Here is a 16,280-nt window from a genome sequence, read left to right on the forward strand (position 1 = left end):
AAAAAACTGATCTGATTTTTTAACGGATTTCTGTTATATCTTCATATAAAGATGCGATCGCACAGTGAAAATCGATACTAGCTAGATAAATATCTGCTCCTTTGCTGTAGGGATAAAGAACCCAGAATCCTTCGTCATTGCGACGAAAACAATCCACACTGATGCGTTCTTGACTGATAAGAACGTATTCTTCTAAAGTTTCAAGGGAACGATAGTCGGCAAATTTATCACCCCGATCTCGCTTCGCGAGCGCGTTGCGAGCAAAGGCAGCCGTAGTGGGGGATAATACTTCTACAATCAAGCGCGGATAACGGATAAAATCTTCCGAGAAAGACTGATTATCTCGCGAGTCGCAAGTAACTACAAGATCGGGATAAAAATAACTATTAGCTATTTCTAGACGAACTTTCATATCTGTGGCATAGACAAGACAACCACTACCCCGCAGCCGGTTTTTTAAAAGTGTGGCTAAGTTGATAATAATCATACCGTGGGCTTTACTTGCACCAGCCATGGCGTAGGTTTGACCGCGAATATATTCGTGTTTATACTTGGCTATTCTCTCCGTTGCTAAATAATCTTCCGGGGAAAGATAGTTATGGTCAAAGTTAGCAATCATTTGGTTAAATCACCTTTATTGTCTCTAAAATCAATTCTAACTCTCGATCGAGGAGCGGTACATTTTCAAAAATTGTCTGACCAACACCTGCCAATTTTGCCAGTTGCTCGGCAAATTGTTGAGCTAATTGACCTGCTCGGACAATATCTAGTAAAAAAGCCTTATCCCGCCACATAAATCACTTGCGCTGTCCCTAAAATCTCTCGTTGACGAATCCAATTATGACTCTGCTCGATCGATTTTTTCGTTAGCAAATCAACTTTCCGTCCCAATAAATTCTCTAATTCCCGTTTCATCCTCGAAAACTCCAGAAGTCCCCAAGAAACACTATCTTGAAAACTGACCAGTATATCAATATCGCTATCTGGACGAAAATCTTCCCGCAAAACCGATCCGAATAAACACATTTCAGATATCTGCCATTTCTGACAAAATTCGCTGATTATTTGCTGGGGTAGTTCTATGTTCAATTTTTTCACCTCCCTGTCACCAGTAATCAGTGATCGGTTTTCAGATTTAAGGAGAATTATCGCTAACGACACGAAAACCAATATCATAGAGTCCAGCAGTAGCCATAAATTTGACTCGGTAGGCCGAGCGACATTTGTTGGGACCGTCATTCCAGGAACCGCCGCGTAAAACTCGTCTGTCCCTATCTTCTATTGTGGCTGCTTCGTAGTTATCGCGCCAGTAATCTGCACACCATTCCCTGACATTTCCGTGCAAATCGTAGAGTCCGAAAGGGTTAGCGACGGCAAACATTCCCACCGGTGTGGTTTCCCTGCGATCGCATCCTAGGCGACCTTCCCCATAACGACCAGAACTGCACACTTTGCCGCCATAATCCCAGTCCACCCCGGAATAGTTGGCTAAATCAGTGGAAATTGTCGGGCCAAAGTGGAAGGGGGTTGATGTACCCCCCCGACAAGCGTATTCCCATTCTTTTTCTGCGGGTAAACGATAATTGAGTCCGGTGAGACGGGATAGGCGATCGCAAAATTCCACCGCTTCCCACCAGTTAATTTGTTCTACTGGGCGATCATAACCTTCAAAATGGGCCGGATAGGGATTAAGTTCAATATTTACCGGTTCTAATTTTGCCACCTCGCGCCATTGTCGTTGGGTGATTGGGTAGCGACTCAGACAAAAAGCCTGAATATTAACCAGAGATTGGGGACTTTGACTCAATTTCCAGCCTAACTCGCTTTTGGGCGCACCGATGAGGTATTGACCGCTAGGGATAGAAATCATTTCTAAAAAGGTTTTTTTGCTTAAAAAATATTTATAACCTCGATTAGTGACTTTTTCCCGTTTAATTTCCTCACCTTTGCCATTAACAGTGACCACTTCATCGGTAAAATCTAACCATTCTCCCATTCTGCACCCCTCTATCGGTTATCGGTTGATCGGGTTAAGCTGCGGGCCTAGAAAAATCCCAAAACCTACCAGTTTAAGAATAACAAGACTTCGATCGCTTATCCCCCGATGAGTTTTAATTTTAATTAATTTTTTGCTTTGACAGCAAATCGGTTTTTAACAGATGGATTGTTTCCCCCCACTTCCCACCTTCCCACTCCCCATATTAATTGCTGGAGTGATTAACAACTTCAGGGACAATCTCTAATTCTTGTTCACCAATTACAGGTAAATGATTTTTCTGTAAACCCATAGCAGTTAAACAAGTATTGAGAGAGTTGATCGCTTGATTATAATCCTCAATTTTTTGGTGAATTTCTTCCTGTTTTCGGGCATTATTCGCAATTTTTTCCGCTGCTTCCTGTTCTAAAGTTTGTTCTAGATAAGAACGAGCTTGATTGAACTGTTGTAGAATAGTATCCGCTTGTTTTTTTGCCATTGGTATCAATTGATTTTTCAGAGTATTATTAACAGTTTGGCGGAAGTTTTTATGAATTGTTGCTGATACTTTTGGCTCAAAATCTAACTTAAGTAATTGACGGATAGCAGGTTCGGCAGCAAGAATACTTTCACAGTCATAACCTTGGGCAGTTTGTTGCACAGTTTCCCGAAATTGAAAGATCGAAAAAGTGCCTTCGTTGTAAAAATTATGATTTTCTCTTACATAGCGATCACACTCAGTTTTTGCTTCGGAAATCAAGGCATGAATTAACTGCAATTCTAGCTGTTTTAGCTGACTTTCTAGGTGGCCATCATTGCCTAATAAACGATAGATTTGCCGATAATAATCACCTTGTCTTACCGCATCTAAAAGACGCTGACAAAAGCGACTAATTAAACTGGTTGACTCCTCAATTAACACATCTTCTAGCTGGTTAGACAGATAATAAAAAGCTTCCACTAATACTGCTAATAAAGGTGCTGTAGCATTGCGAGGATGAGTTAAAGTCGCTTGCGAGTAAGCATTTTTAACAGAAAAAGTATTTAATAACTCATCCAATCTTGATACCATTCTCGCTTTCAGTTTCTTAAAGTCTTCCTCAAAGTTTTCATCGCTATTAACCACGATAGCATTGACATAACCATCGATATGTTTAGTTAATTTCTCTCCCACTTCCTTTAACTCTTGATTGAGGTGATTTAACTCCAGAGCTTTCATCGCCTCAATTTCTCGTGGTTGACTTTCTAAATCACTATAAATCCCTTGATAATGATTTTTGAGAGTGATACAGAGAGATTGTAAATCATCAGCTAAAGTTGCAAACAATTGCGGACGTTTTTCTTCGGTAAGATAACGAGTAATTGCCCTGCGAAATTCTTCGATACCGCTATCAGCAATTAACTGCTCTAGTAAAGGAGTTCCCCACTCACTTAAAACTCGGAAGTAATTTTTATTAGGAGTTTCATAACCGTGGATGGAAACTTTAAAGGGAGTTGCCAGTAATTTACCAGAGTTGGCACAATAGTTATTAAACTCGCTGACAAATTGCGGTGTTTCTTCTTGTCCTCCTAAATTTTTAACACTTTCGGCAAAGATAGAATCTAACCCATAACGCTGATTAATATTGGTTTGATTTTTCACCTGATACCCATAAAACCCTAAAAGTCCGCTGGTTTTGTAAATGCGGGAAGTATCACGAAATTGCGTTTGAATTAGGTTCTCTAAACGCTGTTTTAGTTGGGCTGAGTACCAGGTTTCATCAATGCGGTTAAAAACATAAAAAACTCGATCACGAATACCAGCATTAGAGCTAATTTTTTCGAGTAATTCCGTTTCTTCTGTGGCTAATTCTCCCGCAGAAGCAGCCTTTAAAACACAAACCACTGCTGAAGTATCAGGATGCTCTATTTTACGATAGGCTAATGCGGCATCTTTTTTGACTGGGGCATCAATACCGGGCAAATCTACCAAAACGTTACCATCTTTAAGGAGAGGATGATGACAGTAATATTCTAGACGTTTTAAGACGGCGCTATTGCTACCACGACGGGCAAAACTTGCCGCTTCTGCTAAATTAGAAAAGTGAAATTGTTCCATGGAATAGGTGGCATTATGCAGCGTATGGATCCGCTCACGATTTTGAGTAAATCCTTCAATTAATAATTTTAAACCCTGAGCTTGTTTAGCTCGCTCGGATTTGCCTTCTCCCCCTTCCTGTTCGATAATTTTTTGACAGTATTGGTTTAACTGACTACAGTATTCGGGGGAATTAATGTTACTGGGATTAGTTAATTGCAGATTTTGACAGACGGTATCGACTAAAGTACGAATTTCTACTTCGCTGAGAAAGGTTAAAACCACTCTTTCCCCATCAGCTTCTGCGTACTCAATATAACATTCTGTACCCGTTGCGTGTCCTTCGGCACTATACAGCAATTCTCGCTCTAAAAGTGCATTGATTAACATTGATTTGCCGGCACTAAAAGCACCGGCAAAAACGATTTCAAATTTGGGAGAAATAACTTTTTGTAGGGCAATTTCTATCTTGCTGGTATCCTGTTGATTGCGGAGAGAGGATTCGCCTTTGAATAGTTCAATTATACTGTTAACATTACCAGCCAGATTACTGCATTGGGGTAAAAGTTCAGTCATGGTAAAACCCAAATCTAGAAGAACAGTGCTATTGTTCCCCAGATTATAACAAAATTCCCTAACTAGATGTCACATCTTTGGTCAGCGATTTAAGCAATCAAAGACAAAGCCATCGTCTTCAATCTAGAATCAGGATTGATTATAATCAATTTAGTACATACAGATTTCCGAGAACCTCCTTAGGTAAAAATTCCCTCCTGAATCCTAGGGTAATGATAATTATGTGGACAAAAATGGCAATAGATAAATTGAGATTAAAAAAAATTCGGCCTATGGGACAGTTGGGATTTTTGTTAGGAACAGTTTTTCTTTTGGGTGGCTGTCATTCTCTGAATGTTATCCAAAATCGTCCCCAACCCTTGCCCCAAGATCAATATATTCAAGTCTATTTTAATTATAATCAAGCCCAGGGTTCAAATTATACCGATCCCTATCGCCAAATTAATCGCCCGGGGGATAATTTAGAACAGGTTATTATTGATCATATCAACTCGGCAAAAAGTTCGCTCGATCTAGCGGTGCAAGAGTTACGTTTACCCGCCATCGCTCAAGCTTTAGTTGCTCGTCATCAGCAGGGAATTAAAGTTAGGGTTATTCTCGAAAATATTTACAATAAACCGATTAATAGTTTAGCTAAAAATCAAGAACAATCAAGCGATCGAGAACAGGAACGTTATCAAAACCTTTTTGACTTAGTTGATCTAAATCGAGATGGTAAATTAAGTGCGGAGGAAATCGCCCAAAGAGATGCAATTACTATCCTCAAAAAAGCTGGTATTCCCCTAATTGATGATAGGGCAGATCGCTCAAAAGGTAGCAGTTTAATGCACCATAAATTCATGGTTATTGATAATTACACTACTTTAATCAGTTCAGCTAACTATACCTTAAGTGATATTCATGGAGACTTTTCTAATCCCAAAACTGTCGGGAATGCCAATCACTTATTAGTCATTACTAATCCCCCACTAGCTAGAGTTTTTCAACAAGAATTTAATCTGATGTGGGGAAGGGAAGATCGTCCTAGATTTGGGTTAGATAAACCCCAAAGAAAACCGCAAAAAATTACTATCGGTAATAGTAGTCTGACGGTAAAATTTTCCCCCGATTCTACCACTTATCCCTGGGCAATTACTAGCAATGGTCTCATTGGTGAAACTTTAAATAAAGCTGAAAAATCCGTGAATTTAGCCCTGTTTGTCCTGACGGAACAGCCTCTAGCTAATATTCTCGCCCAACGACATCAAAAAGGGATAGAAATTAAAGCTTTAATTGATCCTAGTTTTGCCTTCCGATACTATAGCGAAGGATTAGATTTATTAGGAGTTGCTCTCAGTAATAAATGTCGTTATGAACCAGATAATCAGCCTTGGCAAAACCCAATTAATACCCTAGGAGTTACCGATCTAGCCCCGGGAGATAAATTACACCATAAATTCGGTTTAATCGATGATAAAATTGTGATTACTGGTTCTCATAATTGGTCAAGAGCTGCTAACCATCAAAACGATGAAGCTTTAGTTATTATCGATAATCCCACCGTTGCCGCTCATTTCGATCGAGAATTTCAATATCTTTACCGTACCGCTAAATTAGGACTGCCGGAAACTATTAAAAATCGGATCGAACAGGATAGAAAAAACTGCCCCCAATCTGTAACAATTAAAAGCGATCGCTTAATTAATTTAAACACCGCCACCAAAGAAGAATTAGATAGTTTACCCGGTATCAGTGGCAAATTAGCCGAAAAAATTATCGCTGCCAGGCAACAAAAACCCTTTACTTCCCTAGAAGATTTGGATCGAGTATCGGGAATCGGTCAGGGAAAAATTAGCAAGCTCCAAGGCAAAGTCAGCTGGTAATGATTGCCTCGTCTGTATTTTTTGCCATAGACAAAAACTAGCAATTTTCCCTTGTTACGGCAAGCTAAGTAGGTAGGTGTTAAAATCGTCAGCCCCCCTTATTAAGGGGGATCCCCCCGCCTATTGGCACCCCCCTTATCAAGGGGGGCAGGGGGGATCGAACCCAAAATCTATCTTCTATTTAATTAGAACCACTTACTTACCACAGTCCAAAAGGGTTATTTTAACGGTTCGGGAATACTATCGGAAGGAGCTTCAAACTGTCCGGTAATAACGTATTCTAGACGCAATTTCAGCCAAGTAATAAACTGTTGATTGAGAGAAACAATCGCCGCTGCCGGTTGGGGAGTTTTCTTTTTGATATCGGCAAAAGCGGGAGCATCTAAAAAAGCTGGATTGGCAATTAACCAAAAATCAATTTCTTGACCTTTTTCTTGATAATTCCTGATTCTTTCCTTCAAAACTTCCTTTTCGATCGCTTCTTCTTCTAAAAACTTTTGACTGGCTACCAAATAATAATAAGTTGTCATCATCTTTCCTTTAATTTTTCAGTGTAATTGTTCGTTAGTCGGGAGATTAGCTGATAGCTGATGGCTTTTACAATTGTCCACGCATAGCCAATTTCATTTCCCTAACAGCCCGTTCCAACCCGACCAAAACCGCACGACTGATAATTGTGTGACCAATGTTCAATTCTTCCATATTGGGCAAACAGGCGACGGCATAAACATTCCCATAGGTCAAACCGTGACCAGCATTCACCCGCAAACCCAGAGAGGAAGCGTATTCACAACCTTCTTTAAGAATTGTTAACGATGCTTGACGATCGCTCTCCTGTTGTGCTTCGGCGTATTGACCGGTATGGAGTTCAATAAATTTCGCCCCCGTATTAGCGGCCGCTTGAATTTGGGCAAAATCGGCATCAATAAACCAACTAACGGGGATATTAGCCGCTTGCAGGCGCTCTACAACCCGACAAAAACGGTCAAAATTGCCCAGCATATCGATCCCCCCTTCCGTGGTCACTTCCTGGCGCTTTTCGGGGACAAGGGTGACATAATCGGGTTTAATATCGAGAGCAATGGCGATCATTTCCTCCGTCGGGGCCATTTCCAGATTCAGATGAGTCCGCACCGTTTGCCGGAGAATCCGCACATCGCGATCTTGGATATGACGACGATCCTCGCGCAAGTGAACGGTAATGCCATCAGCACCACCGATTTCGGCCAAAACTGCCGCCGCCACGGGATCCGGTTCCACGGTGCGGCGCGCTTGGCGAATTGTGGCCACATGGTCGATATTGACACCCAAAGTCAGCAAAGTTGAACCTCCTTGTTTGTTAGTCCAACTTTCCATCTTACCATTGCCGTCAAAAGCGATTACATACTGGGGATATTTAAACCACTGGTCAGTTCTTCCATTTTGCTGCGCATGGTTTCCGTGGAGGCACTATAGGCGACTTTCATGGCTTCTAGAATAGACCCAGCCACAATCTCCAGATCTTGGGAGAGGAGAGAAGGGTCGATTTCAATCCCCCGGGGTTCTTGGTTGCCACTGAGATAGACTGTCACCAAGCCATTTTCACTCTGGCCGGGAATTTCCATATTTTCCAGTTCTTCTTGCAGAACTTTGGCCCCTTGTTGCACCTGTTGCGCTTTTTGGAAAGCGTCTTGTAATTCTTTAATCTTACCGAGACCGAATCCGAATCCTTGTCCTTGTGCCATGATGTTTTTTTTGTTTAAGGGGTCACTCAAGGTTTTTATTGTACTGCTTAAGGTGAACTGGGGTCAACTTTTGGCCATTTGAGGGCAAAAAGTGATTATTGACAACGATGACTTTCTGACTGGGTTAAGGTTTGAGGGAACTTGTTCTCTCTTCATCCGTCACGGGATGGTCAGAAAGAGAAATCCGAAAAATTATCCTAACCACTCAGTCGATTACCCCACGCCATAATACAATTGTTGCTTTGACGAGGAGAATAGCAATTTTGAACGCCAAAAAAACGGGAATTTTCTTGACAATTGCCCTAAGTTGTGCTTTAGCGGGGAAAGCTGCGATCGCTAATACTTCCCCTTTGGAGGGGACTCGATGGAAACTAAGGGGGTGGACAGCCGGAAGTTTGGTCAAAGAAACGGAAATTACTGCCGCTTTCCAGAAAAATATCCTCAGTGGTTCGGCCGGATGCAACCAGTATAATACCGGCTATCAAGTCAATAATGGCACGTTCCAGATCAACCAAGCGATCGCTACTACCAAAAAAGCTTGTCCGGAACCGCAGATGAAACAAGAAAATCAATATCTGGCCGCCTTGCAAGGAGTGGAACAATTCCAAGTGACAGCTAAAGGCGATTTACAATTATTTTATCGTACTCCCGAAGGTTTAGGAATCCTCACTTTTACCCCCGCACCGACCACCACGCGCACGGAAAAGACAATTTATATCAATTCTAGGAAACAACCCTGTAGCCAAGGCCCAACCAAAGACTGTTTACAGATGCGAGAAAAACCAGAGGAAAACTGGAGATTGTTCGCCAATAGTATCGAGGGATTTGATTATAAACCAGGATTTTTATATCAAATTAAAGTTAGCGTTGAAACCGTCTCAAATCCAGCTAATAATCAAAATTCGGAAACATGGAAGCTATTAGAAGTTATTAGCCAAACCCCAGAAAAAGAGACTCCGCGAGCTTGGTTTGATCGACCGTTAACTAATTGGAATAAAGCCAAGGCACCTATCCCCAAATCTCCCGTTAAAACCGTGATTGATAACCAGTGTCGTGAACAGGTTCGTCCGGCAATTACTGCCAATGATCAAGCGCTTAATAAAGCAGGATGGTTACTGTACGGGGCCGTGCAAACCTATGGTAAAACTAGCATTATTTCGGCCATGAGTGGAGTGGATGGAATGTGCCGACCGATGGGTTATCAAGACTTTGTTTTTGTCGATGGTAAATTCGCTGGCACTCTTTCCCCGCGACCGATGGATTCTCGCGCTGATGGGGCATCTCAGAGAATTGTTTTACAAAATAGCGATCGAATTATTGTGGTTTTTAATCGCTATAAAGACACGGATCCTCTCTGTTGTCCTTCCCAATTAAGTCGCGTTATTTATCAAATCGAAACAGTCAGCGGAGTGCCGGTTATTGTTCCCAAAGAAGTGGAAACAGAAGCGGTGAGAAACTAATTCAGTTATCAGTTATCAGTTATCAGTTATCAGTTATCAGTTATCAGTTATCAGTTATCAGTTATCAGTTATCAGTTATCAGTTATCAGTTATCAGTTATCAGTTATCAGTTATCAGTTATCAGTTATCAGTGAGATAGGGAGATAGGGAGATAGGGAGAAAAAGAACGTAGGTTGGGTTGAAGCATGAAACCCAACGCCCGATTATGTTACGCTACCGCTAACCCATCCTACAAATAATTGTGCCTCCCTACTTAATAGCTTACTTTTTTATTATATCTCCCGCAAAATTGAGTTTTTAATCGCAGACTTGCTCTTAAAGTCCTTAATTTAAGGATTTTTTCAGAAAAAGATCGCTTTTCTACTGCCAGGAAATAATCTATTTCTTTCTGCTTCTCCTGACTCGGAGAATACTGGCTCGGAGACTCCTCACTTAACGGAAGATTTTTGATTTATGCAGCAGGTTTAGTGATTAGGCACTGATACTAGATAAGTAGTTATAGAATTCTAATAACTCCTCATTAGTTAGCAGTAAACGGGACTTTTTGCCATAGCTAGAAATCAGGTATTCCCGACCTTTTTCTGTGGTCCAAGCTAATCGTTTCATCTCCACATCAATTTTAGTTTTAAGAACTGAATAATCGATTTCTTCAGGAATAACAACAACTGGTTCCGGTTCTGGGGGTTCTTCTTCGGTTAAACTCGCTTCTTCTGGCAATTCTGATAATAAGGAGTAATTATCGGTTTCCATTTCTAATAATAAAGGCTCTGGTTCCGGTAAAGGAATATCCTTAACTTGGGGTAATTCTGGTTCAATTTTAGCTGGGGTAATATCCTTAACTTGAGGTAATTCCGGTTCAATTTTAGCTGGGGGAATATCCTTAACTTGAGGTAATTCCGGTTCAATTTTAGCTTCAGGACGAGGTATTTCAGTGACTTTAGGCGTTTTGGTCGATTTTTTGGCACTAGCGACGGGTTTAGGTAAATCGGACGGTAGAGAAATATTATTGGGGCTGACTTTTTCCACAAGCTGGAGATCGGGGGTGCTTTCAGCCTCTAAAAGCAGTAAAGCCCGTTCTCTGGCTCTATCTTCGGCGATTTCCACCGTATCTGCCGCCGCTAAACCTGTAACGACCGTTTTTCCCTCAATTTCGACGATCGCTTTCACAATATACTTGCCGTGATCGATTTGAACTAACTCACTAATCAGGGCAACTTGGGGGTAACGTTGGCGTAACTTTTGCAACATGGTGACTTTTTCGAGTTCTTTTGTACTTATATTAGAATACTCTATCGCAATTCTGGAAAAATGTAGCAAGTTCTTGCTAAGATTAAAGGTTAGATAAAATTTTCAGTCCTAGGATTAGCCTTGCCCACAGTAACAAGATTCTACTAGGCTGAAGCTTCTGCCAGAAAGACTAGCGATCGCCGAAAAGTTTGCCGGTGTTCGCTATTGGCTTATACTAACGAAGGCTTCGATAATTCTCAGGGTAGGTTCGGGTGTTCGATGCTTGGTCAGTTTACCTTCACTGTCACCACCAGCGATCGCAATTACCCCGACAGAGATAATCTCTCGAGTCAATAGTTTAAATCAATCTTCCCATTATTAAGTATTTAAACTTAATTATTCACGATTCCGTCAGTGTCTTGTAAGTAAGGATTATTGTTAGATGGACTTCTCGATCGCCACACTCCTCTCTCATCTTAGTGATGATAAATTAGCTACGGGTAAACTTCTCGAAAAAAAACTGGGCTGCGAAGACGATCCCGAAAGCTGCGAAAAATTGCAAGTGATTCTCGGTGCTTTGGAACGTCTGGGAATGGTTGTCAAAGAACGCGGGCGCTATCGTCGTGTGATCGAGGAAAATGTCGTAGAAGCAAAGCTGCGCTGTTCCAGTAAAGAATTTTGCTTTGCTATCCAAGATATCGAAGATGCTGATGACATCTACGTCTCGAAAAATCATTTAAGTAACGCTTGGAATGGCGATCGAGTTTTAGTCAAAATCATCCGCGAGGGGACCCGTCGTCGTTCCCCGGAGGGAGAGGTGAGATTAATTCTCGAACGGGCTAATCCTTCGCTTCTAGCGCAAGTAAAACAGGAAAATGAGCGGTTTGTGGCGGTTCCTCTGGATGATCGCCTCAAATTTACCCTTAATCTCCTCGAAAACGGTCAAAATCTCCAAGAAAACATCGATCACCTCGTTCATGTTTCCGTCCTCCGTTATCCCCTAGGGGAAATGCCTCCCATCGGTAAAGTTACTCGTGTTCTCGGTTCCACGGCCGAGGCCGCTGCCGACACCGATATCGTCTCCTGTAAACACGATCTACCCCATAATTTTCCGCCGGAAGCCCTCGAAATTGCCGATAATTTAGCGGATTTCTTCGATAGTGGCGAAAAAGAACAACTGCGAGATTTAACCCAATTTTTCACTTTTACCATCGAAGATGACAACCCCCTGGATTATCCCCCGATCATTGAAAATGCCTTTTCTTTAGAGAAAATCAACCAAAATCGCTGGCGAGTCGCCATTCATATCAGCGATGTGGCCCGTTACATTGAACGGGGCGGATTATTGGATAAAGTTGCCAAAAAACGGGGAACTGCCGTCTATTTAGGCGAAAAAGTGCTGCCATTGGTTCCAGCTGCCGTTACCAGTCGTTGTTCCCTGTCACCGCAAGAACAGCGCCCCGCTATTTCTATCCTCGTCACCCTCGATGACAAGGGGGAGCTAGTGGAGTACGAAATCACCCGCAGCCTCATCCAAGTGGATCAACATTTTACCTATCAACAGGTGCGCGATCTGCTCAGTGAAGAAGATAGCGCAGCTGCCCCCACCGATACCGTTGAAACCCTGAAAGATTTATTTTTTAGCGTTTGCCCCACCCTAAAATCCCAACGTCTGCAGCGGGGTAGTTTTGATATTCAATTAGACAAAATCTCTCCCTACAAAGACGAAGGACGGGGGGGGACTGTTCTCGCTTCTAATAATTTACCGGCCCGTTCTTTACTGACAGAAGTGGCAATTTTAGCCGGCAAAGTCGTCGCTGAACATTTGCAAGCTTTACACTTACCCTGTATCTACTGTGGACAATCGGAACCGGATTGGGATGAATTGGAGGATTTACTCAAATTAGCCAATAATTTAGGGGCAGAATTAAATTTAACTGCCGAGGAGGAGATTAAACCCAATGACTATCAAAATCTCACCCGCATTTTTTCCGCTTCCACATCGGTGAAAGTCCTCAATTATCTCCTGCAAGAAACTCTCAAATTAGTTAGATATAGCAGCCATCCTTTACAGCATTTTGGGTTGGCCTATCCTGGCAATTATACCCACTGTCTCTCACCCCTGCAAAGATATGCCGATCTTTGGGTACAACGGGTGTTAAAAATCTTATTAACAGAGGGGAAAGATCGCCGCAGCAAAATCGTCAAAGTCGGGGTTAATTTGGGCAGTAATAGCTGTCATGGACAGATTCATTGGAATATTCTACCGAGCCAAATTCAGGAGGAGTTAGAAGAAGAAAGCCACCTAATTGTTTCCCATCTCAATGATCGCTCAAAAATTGCTGAAGATGCGGAAAAAGACCTAGAAGGATTGAAAAAAGCCGAGAAAATGAAAGAAAGAATGGGTCAAGTTTTTCGCGGCTTAATTACTGGTGTACAATCCTATGGTTTCTTCGTGGAAATTTCCGATTTATTAGTGGAAGGATTGGTTCATGTTTCTTCTCTCAAGGATGACTGGTACGAATATCGCGCTCGTCATAGCTGTTTGGTAGGACGGAAAAATCGCGTTGCCTATCGTCTCGGTGATGAGGTAGAAGTGGAGGTAAAAGATGTAGACTATTATCGTCAGCAAATCGATCTAGTTACGGTTAGCGGTGGCAGTTCAGCAAGTTATGACGACTTAGAAGAAGATTAATTATGAATCAACCAACCACCGAAAAAATCGGAAAAACCCGCTTTATTCTGCCCTTTTTATGCGGTATTTTTCTCTTTTTAACTGGCTGTGTCCGTTACGATGTGGGCATTAATTTTCCCCACCAACACCACGGGGAAATTATTCAACATATCACCCTCGGACAACGCTTAACCAGTCTCAGTCAAACCGAAGCCACTAAATGGTTAAATAGTATCGAACAGAGGGCAAAATTACTTAAGGGGAAAACCGCTCCTATTTCCGAACGAGAAATAATTGTGACTATTCCCTTTAGTAATAGTCAGGAATTAGAGGAAAAATTTAATCAATTTTTTGATCCTAGTTCTTCCTTTAAAATCAAAAACTCTGCTAATACCGATGATAGCAAGTTACTGCAACTAGACTCAAAACTGGCAGTTACAGAACGAGATTGGTTCTTTTTGAGCCAGAAAAACTTAAAATTAACTGTTGATTTGCGGGCTTTAGGTGTACTTTCCGAACAGGGAAATATTATCGTTAGTCCCGGTTCTTTAGTCGATATCGACTTCGCTTTAAAGACTCCCTTAGCTGGTCAAAATCTTGAAGATGACTCAGGATTAAATCCCCCGGTAGAAAAAGTTGATGATCAGTTAATTTGGCATTTAAAACCGGGAGAAATTAACACCATTGCGGCAGCTTTTTGGGTTCCTAACTATTTAGGTATCGGCACAATAGTTATTGTTTTAATAACAGGTTTTGCCTATTACTTGAAATATAAACGCTTGCCCGGTGTATCCCCATCGACTTAAATTGAGAAGGCAACTATTGACCGGGATTTAATGATCAATGAGGGGAAAATTAGCCAACTCTAAAACTGATCTAAAAATTGGCCCGCAATAGGGAAAATCTTGGCTAGGATCAAATCATAGTCACAATTGAGACTAGACGGGTTTCCCTTTTTTACTTTATTACTGGCAATTACAGTTATGGTTAGCAATATTCCCTTTTCTATCCCCGAACATAGCCTCGATCGAGATTGTACCACCCTCTCCCGTCACGTCCTGCAACAACTACAAAGCTTTTCCTCCGACGCGCAGGATTTAAGCGCAATTATGAGTCGGATTGCCCTAGCGGGGAAATTAATTGCCCGTCGTCTCAGTAAAGCGGGATTAATGGCGGATGTGCTAGGTTTTACTGGAGAAACCAACGTCCAAGGGGAATCAGTCAAGAAAATGGACGTTTTTGCCAATGAAGTATTTATCTCGGTTTTTAAGCAAAGTGGTTTAGTTTGCCGTCTTGCTTCCGAGGAAATGGATAAACCCTATTATATCCCAGAAAACTGTCCCATCGGTCGCTATACCCTACTCTACGACCCGATCGATGGTTCTTCCAATGTGGATATTAACCTAAATGTGGGTTCGATTTTTGCCATCCGTCAACAGGAAGGCAATGATTTAGACGGAGAAGCGCGGGATTTACTGCAAAATGGTCGTCAACAAATCGCCGCCGGTTATATTCTCTACGGACCCTCGACTATCTTAGTTTACTCGATCGGTCGCGGTGTTCATGCCTTTGTCCTTGACCCCAGTTTAGGGGAATTTATCCTCGCCCAAGAGAATATTATTATCCCCGATCACGGTCCGATTTATAGTACCAATGAGGGCAATTTTTGGCAGTGGGATGAGGCAATTCGCGACTATACTCGTTATGTCCACCGTCATGATGGTTACACAGCCCGTTACAGTGGGGCATTAGTGGGAGATATCCATCGAATTTTAATGCAGGGTGGTGTTTTTCTCTATCCAGGTACTGTTAAAAATCCCCAGGGAAAATTGCGCTTAATTTATGAAACTGCCCCCCTTGCTTTTTTAATTGAACAGGCAGGAGGCAAAGCTAGTGATGGGGTGACAAATCTTTTAGATATCGTTCCCGATAAATTACACACCCGCACACCTTTAGTGATCGGTAGTGTCGAAGATGTTAAATTGGTAGAGTCTTTTATCGCTGATCGCCGTCATCGCGATCGAGTTTAACTTATAGTTTTATTTCGAGATATTGACATGGATTTACAAGCTCTGAAGTGGACTAAAAATGTCAGGCGAAACGATGGTACATGGGCATATCGGGAATATAAGGTTTCTGATCCCTTCCAACTGGCATGGAAAGACGATGAAGTCAATGCCAATAAACCCGAAAAAGATAGTTTGATACTACTCAGACAGCGAGGGTATGTTACCCATTTAGTAAAAGTTCTCGACTGCAAAGCCAAACGTGAAATTGGCAAGGATGATTATGACATCTATCGAATTGTTAAGGTGCTTTGGGCTATTGATTTTGATAATCCACCTGTATCAGCAAAAGCAGATGCGATGTTTGATTATCGAGTCAGGTATCAGGGTGGGAATGTGATGGAATTGGAGAAGTTACCGACTTTCAGACAGCGTTGGGATGACGATGGCGGTTTGGGGGGATTCCAAACTTACATTCAGAATTTATTGGGGCTGTCAAGCAATGACTAAGCTCCTTGTTAAGCTTGTGTTATAGTATTGAGCAGATATAGGGCAACCGCTATGACTGCTATAGTTCAGGAACTTTTAGATACCTTTGACCGCTTGACAGACTCAGAGCGGTTAGATTTGCTATTAGAGATTCTGAAGCGGACAATTCACCTGGATTTTCCGCCCTTATCTGATGAAGATCTAGTCCTC

General features: G+C 41.9%; 16 protein-coding genes. 6 read left to right on the top strand and 10 right to left on the bottom strand.

Going from position 1 to position 16,280, the window contains the following annotated elements:
- Window positions 1-19: 19 nt before the first annotated feature.
- The 5 genes from O9295_RS06970 to O9295_RS06990 all read right to left on the bottom strand — a co-directional run bounded on the left by O9295_RS06970 (window position 20) and on the right by O9295_RS06990 (window position 4,628).
- A complete protein-coding gene (locus O9295_RS06970) occupies window positions 20-619 on the bottom strand; it encodes a Uma2 family endonuclease (protein ID WP_287969449.1) in 600 nt (199 codons plus the stop codon).
- 4 nt (window positions 620-623) lie between these two features.
- Window positions 624-794: a hypothetical protein gene (locus O9295_RS06975; protein ID WP_288032471.1), complete on the bottom strand. Its 171-nt coding sequence runs from the start codon at window positions 792-794 to the stop codon at window positions 624-626.
- Complete coding sequence (locus O9295_RS06980; RefSeq protein ID WP_353851847.1) at window positions 781-1,176, bottom strand: nucleotidyltransferase family protein; 396 nt, start codon at window positions 1,174-1,176, stop codon at window positions 781-783. Before O9295_RS06980 ends, O9295_RS06975 begins: the two co-directional genes overlap by 14 nt.
- Window positions 1,136-1,996, bottom strand: coding sequence for a formylglycine-generating enzyme family protein (locus tag O9295_RS06985; protein WP_288032472.1), 861 nt, complete (start codon window positions 1,994-1,996; stop codon window positions 1,136-1,138). Before O9295_RS06985 ends, O9295_RS06980 begins: the two co-directional genes overlap by 41 nt.
- 205 nt (window positions 1,997-2,201) lie before the next feature.
- Window positions 2,202-4,628: a dynamin family protein gene (locus O9295_RS06990; RefSeq protein WP_288032473.1), complete on the bottom strand. Its 2,427-nt coding sequence runs from the start codon at window positions 4,626-4,628 to the stop codon at window positions 2,202-2,204.
- A 221-nt stretch (window positions 4,629-4,849) separates the two neighbouring features.
- Here O9295_RS06990 and O9295_RS06995 point away from each other — a divergent pair, with 221 nt between their 5' ends.
- Window positions 4,850-6,490 (top strand): DUF655 domain-containing protein, encoded by a 1,641-nt coding sequence (locus O9295_RS06995; protein ID WP_288032474.1) that lies wholly within the window; start codon window positions 4,850-4,852, stop codon window positions 6,488-6,490.
- Window positions 6,491-6,708: 218 nt separating this feature from the next.
- Here O9295_RS06995 and O9295_RS07000 read toward each other — a convergent pair whose 3' ends face one another.
- The 3 genes from O9295_RS07000 to O9295_RS07010 all read right to left on the bottom strand — a co-directional run bounded on the left by O9295_RS07000 (window position 6,709) and on the right by O9295_RS07010 (window position 8,214).
- On the bottom strand, window positions 6,709-7,020 hold the full coding sequence (locus O9295_RS07000; RefSeq protein ID WP_045358973.1) for an MgPME-cyclase complex family protein: 312 nt from the start codon (window positions 7,018-7,020) through the stop codon (window positions 6,709-6,711).
- A 67-nt stretch (window positions 7,021-7,087) separates the two neighbouring features.
- Window positions 7,088-7,810, bottom strand: coding sequence for a pyridoxine 5'-phosphate synthase (locus O9295_RS07005; protein WP_288032482.1), 723 nt, complete (start codon window positions 7,808-7,810; stop codon window positions 7,088-7,090).
- A gap of 59 nt (window positions 7,811-7,869) precedes the next feature.
- Window positions 7,870-8,214, bottom strand: a complete 345-nt coding sequence (locus tag O9295_RS07010; RefSeq protein WP_149987929.1) for a YbaB/EbfC family nucleoid-associated protein — start codon at window positions 8,212-8,214, stop codon at window positions 7,870-7,872.
- 263 nt (window positions 8,215-8,477) lie between these two features.
- Here O9295_RS07010 and O9295_RS07015 point away from each other — a divergent pair, with 263 nt between their 5' ends.
- Window positions 8,478-9,674: a DUF4377 domain-containing protein gene (locus O9295_RS07015; protein WP_288032475.1), complete on the top strand. Its 1,197-nt coding sequence runs from the start codon at window positions 8,478-8,480 to the stop codon at window positions 9,672-9,674.
- Between the two features lie 471 nt (window positions 9,675-10,145).
- Here O9295_RS07015 and O9295_RS07020 read toward each other — a convergent pair whose 3' ends face one another.
- Both O9295_RS07020 and O9295_RS07025 read right to left on the bottom strand, forming a co-directional pair.
- On the bottom strand, window positions 10,146-10,922 hold the full coding sequence (locus O9295_RS07020) for a slr1353 family protein (RefSeq protein WP_288032476.1): 777 nt from the start codon (window positions 10,920-10,922) through the stop codon (window positions 10,146-10,148).
- Window positions 10,923-11,123: 201 nt separating this feature from the next.
- Window positions 11,124-11,255: a hypothetical protein gene (locus O9295_RS07025; protein WP_261779241.1), complete on the bottom strand. Its 132-nt coding sequence runs from the start codon at window positions 11,253-11,255 to the stop codon at window positions 11,124-11,126.
- Between the two features lie 88 nt (window positions 11,256-11,343).
- Between O9295_RS07025 and O9295_RS07030 the strand changes: the two genes are divergently transcribed.
- From O9295_RS07030 to O9295_RS07045, 4 genes are all read left to right on the top strand, one after another.
- On the top strand, window positions 11,344-13,596 hold the full coding sequence (locus O9295_RS07030; RefSeq protein ID WP_288032477.1) for a ribonuclease R family protein: 2,253 nt from the start codon (window positions 11,344-11,346) through the stop codon (window positions 13,594-13,596).
- Window positions 13,597-13,598: 2 nt separating this feature from the next.
- A complete protein-coding gene (locus tag O9295_RS07035; protein ID WP_288032479.1) occupies window positions 13,599-14,381 on the top strand; it encodes a DUF3153 domain-containing protein in 783 nt (260 codons plus the stop codon).
- A gap of 177 nt (window positions 14,382-14,558) precedes the next feature.
- Entirely contained in the window at window positions 14,559-15,605 is a 1,047-nt protein-coding gene (fbp, locus tag O9295_RS07040; RefSeq protein ID WP_147068674.1) for a class 1 fructose-bisphosphatase, read from the top strand.
- Between the two features lie 27 nt (window positions 15,606-15,632).
- Window positions 15,633-16,091, top strand: coding sequence for a hypothetical protein (locus tag O9295_RS07045; RefSeq protein ID WP_288032480.1), 459 nt, complete (start codon window positions 15,633-15,635; stop codon window positions 16,089-16,091).
- Window positions 16,092-16,280 lie beyond the last annotated feature (189 nt).

Source organism: Microcystis sp. LE18-22.4A, from assembly GCF_027531105.1.
In the GTDB taxonomy this organism is placed as follows: Bacteria; Cyanobacteriota; Cyanobacteriia; order Cyanobacteriales; family Microcystaceae; genus Microcystis; species Microcystis aeruginosa.

What these genes read in the sequence shown, in the direction of transcription:
- O9295_RS07010 (WP_149987929.1), bottom strand. Translation starts at nt 8,214, where the DNA reads ATGGCACAAGGACAAGGATTCGGATTCGGTCTCGGTAAGATTAAAGAA.
- O9295_RS07030 (WP_288032477.1), top strand. Translation starts at nt 11,344, where the DNA reads ATGGACTTCTCGATCGCCACACTCCTCTCTCATCTTAGTGATGATAAA.
- O9295_RS07000 (WP_045358973.1), bottom strand. Translation starts at nt 7,020, where the DNA reads ATGACAACTTATTATTATTTGGTAGCCAGTCAAAAGTTTTTAGAAGAA.
- O9295_RS07020 (WP_288032476.1), bottom strand. Translation starts at nt 10,922, where the DNA reads ATGTTGCAAAAGTTACGCCAACGTTACCCCCAAGTTGCCCTGATTAGT.
- O9295_RS07045 (WP_288032480.1), top strand. Translation starts at nt 15,633, where the DNA reads ATGGATTTACAAGCTCTGAAGTGGACTAAAAATGTCAGGCGAAACGAT.
- O9295_RS07035 (WP_288032479.1), top strand. Translation starts at nt 13,599, where the DNA reads ATGAATCAACCAACCACCGAAAAAATCGGAAAAACCCGCTTTATTCTG.
- O9295_RS06980 (WP_353851847.1), bottom strand. Translation starts at nt 1,176, where the DNA reads ATGATATTGGTTTTCGTGTCGTTAGCGATAATTCTCCTTAAATCTGAA.
- O9295_RS06995 (WP_288032474.1), top strand. Translation starts at nt 4,850, where the DNA reads ATGTGGACAAAAATGGCAATAGATAAATTGAGATTAAAAAAAATTCGG.
- O9295_RS06970 (WP_287969449.1), bottom strand. Translation starts at nt 619, where the DNA reads ATGATTGCTAACTTTGACCATAACTATCTTTCCCCGGAAGATTATTTA.
- O9295_RS06990 (WP_288032473.1), bottom strand. Translation starts at nt 4,628, where the DNA reads ATGACTGAACTTTTACCCCAATGCAGTAATCTGGCTGGTAATGTTAAC.
- O9295_RS06975 (WP_288032471.1), bottom strand. Translation starts at nt 794, where the DNA reads ATGTGGCGGGATAAGGCTTTTTTACTAGATATTGTCCGAGCAGGTCAA.
- fbp (WP_147068674.1), top strand. Translation starts at nt 14,559, where the DNA reads ATGGTTAGCAATATTCCCTTTTCTATCCCCGAACATAGCCTCGATCGA.
- O9295_RS06985 (WP_288032472.1), bottom strand. Translation starts at nt 1,996, where the DNA reads ATGGGAGAATGGTTAGATTTTACCGATGAAGTGGTCACTGTTAATGGC.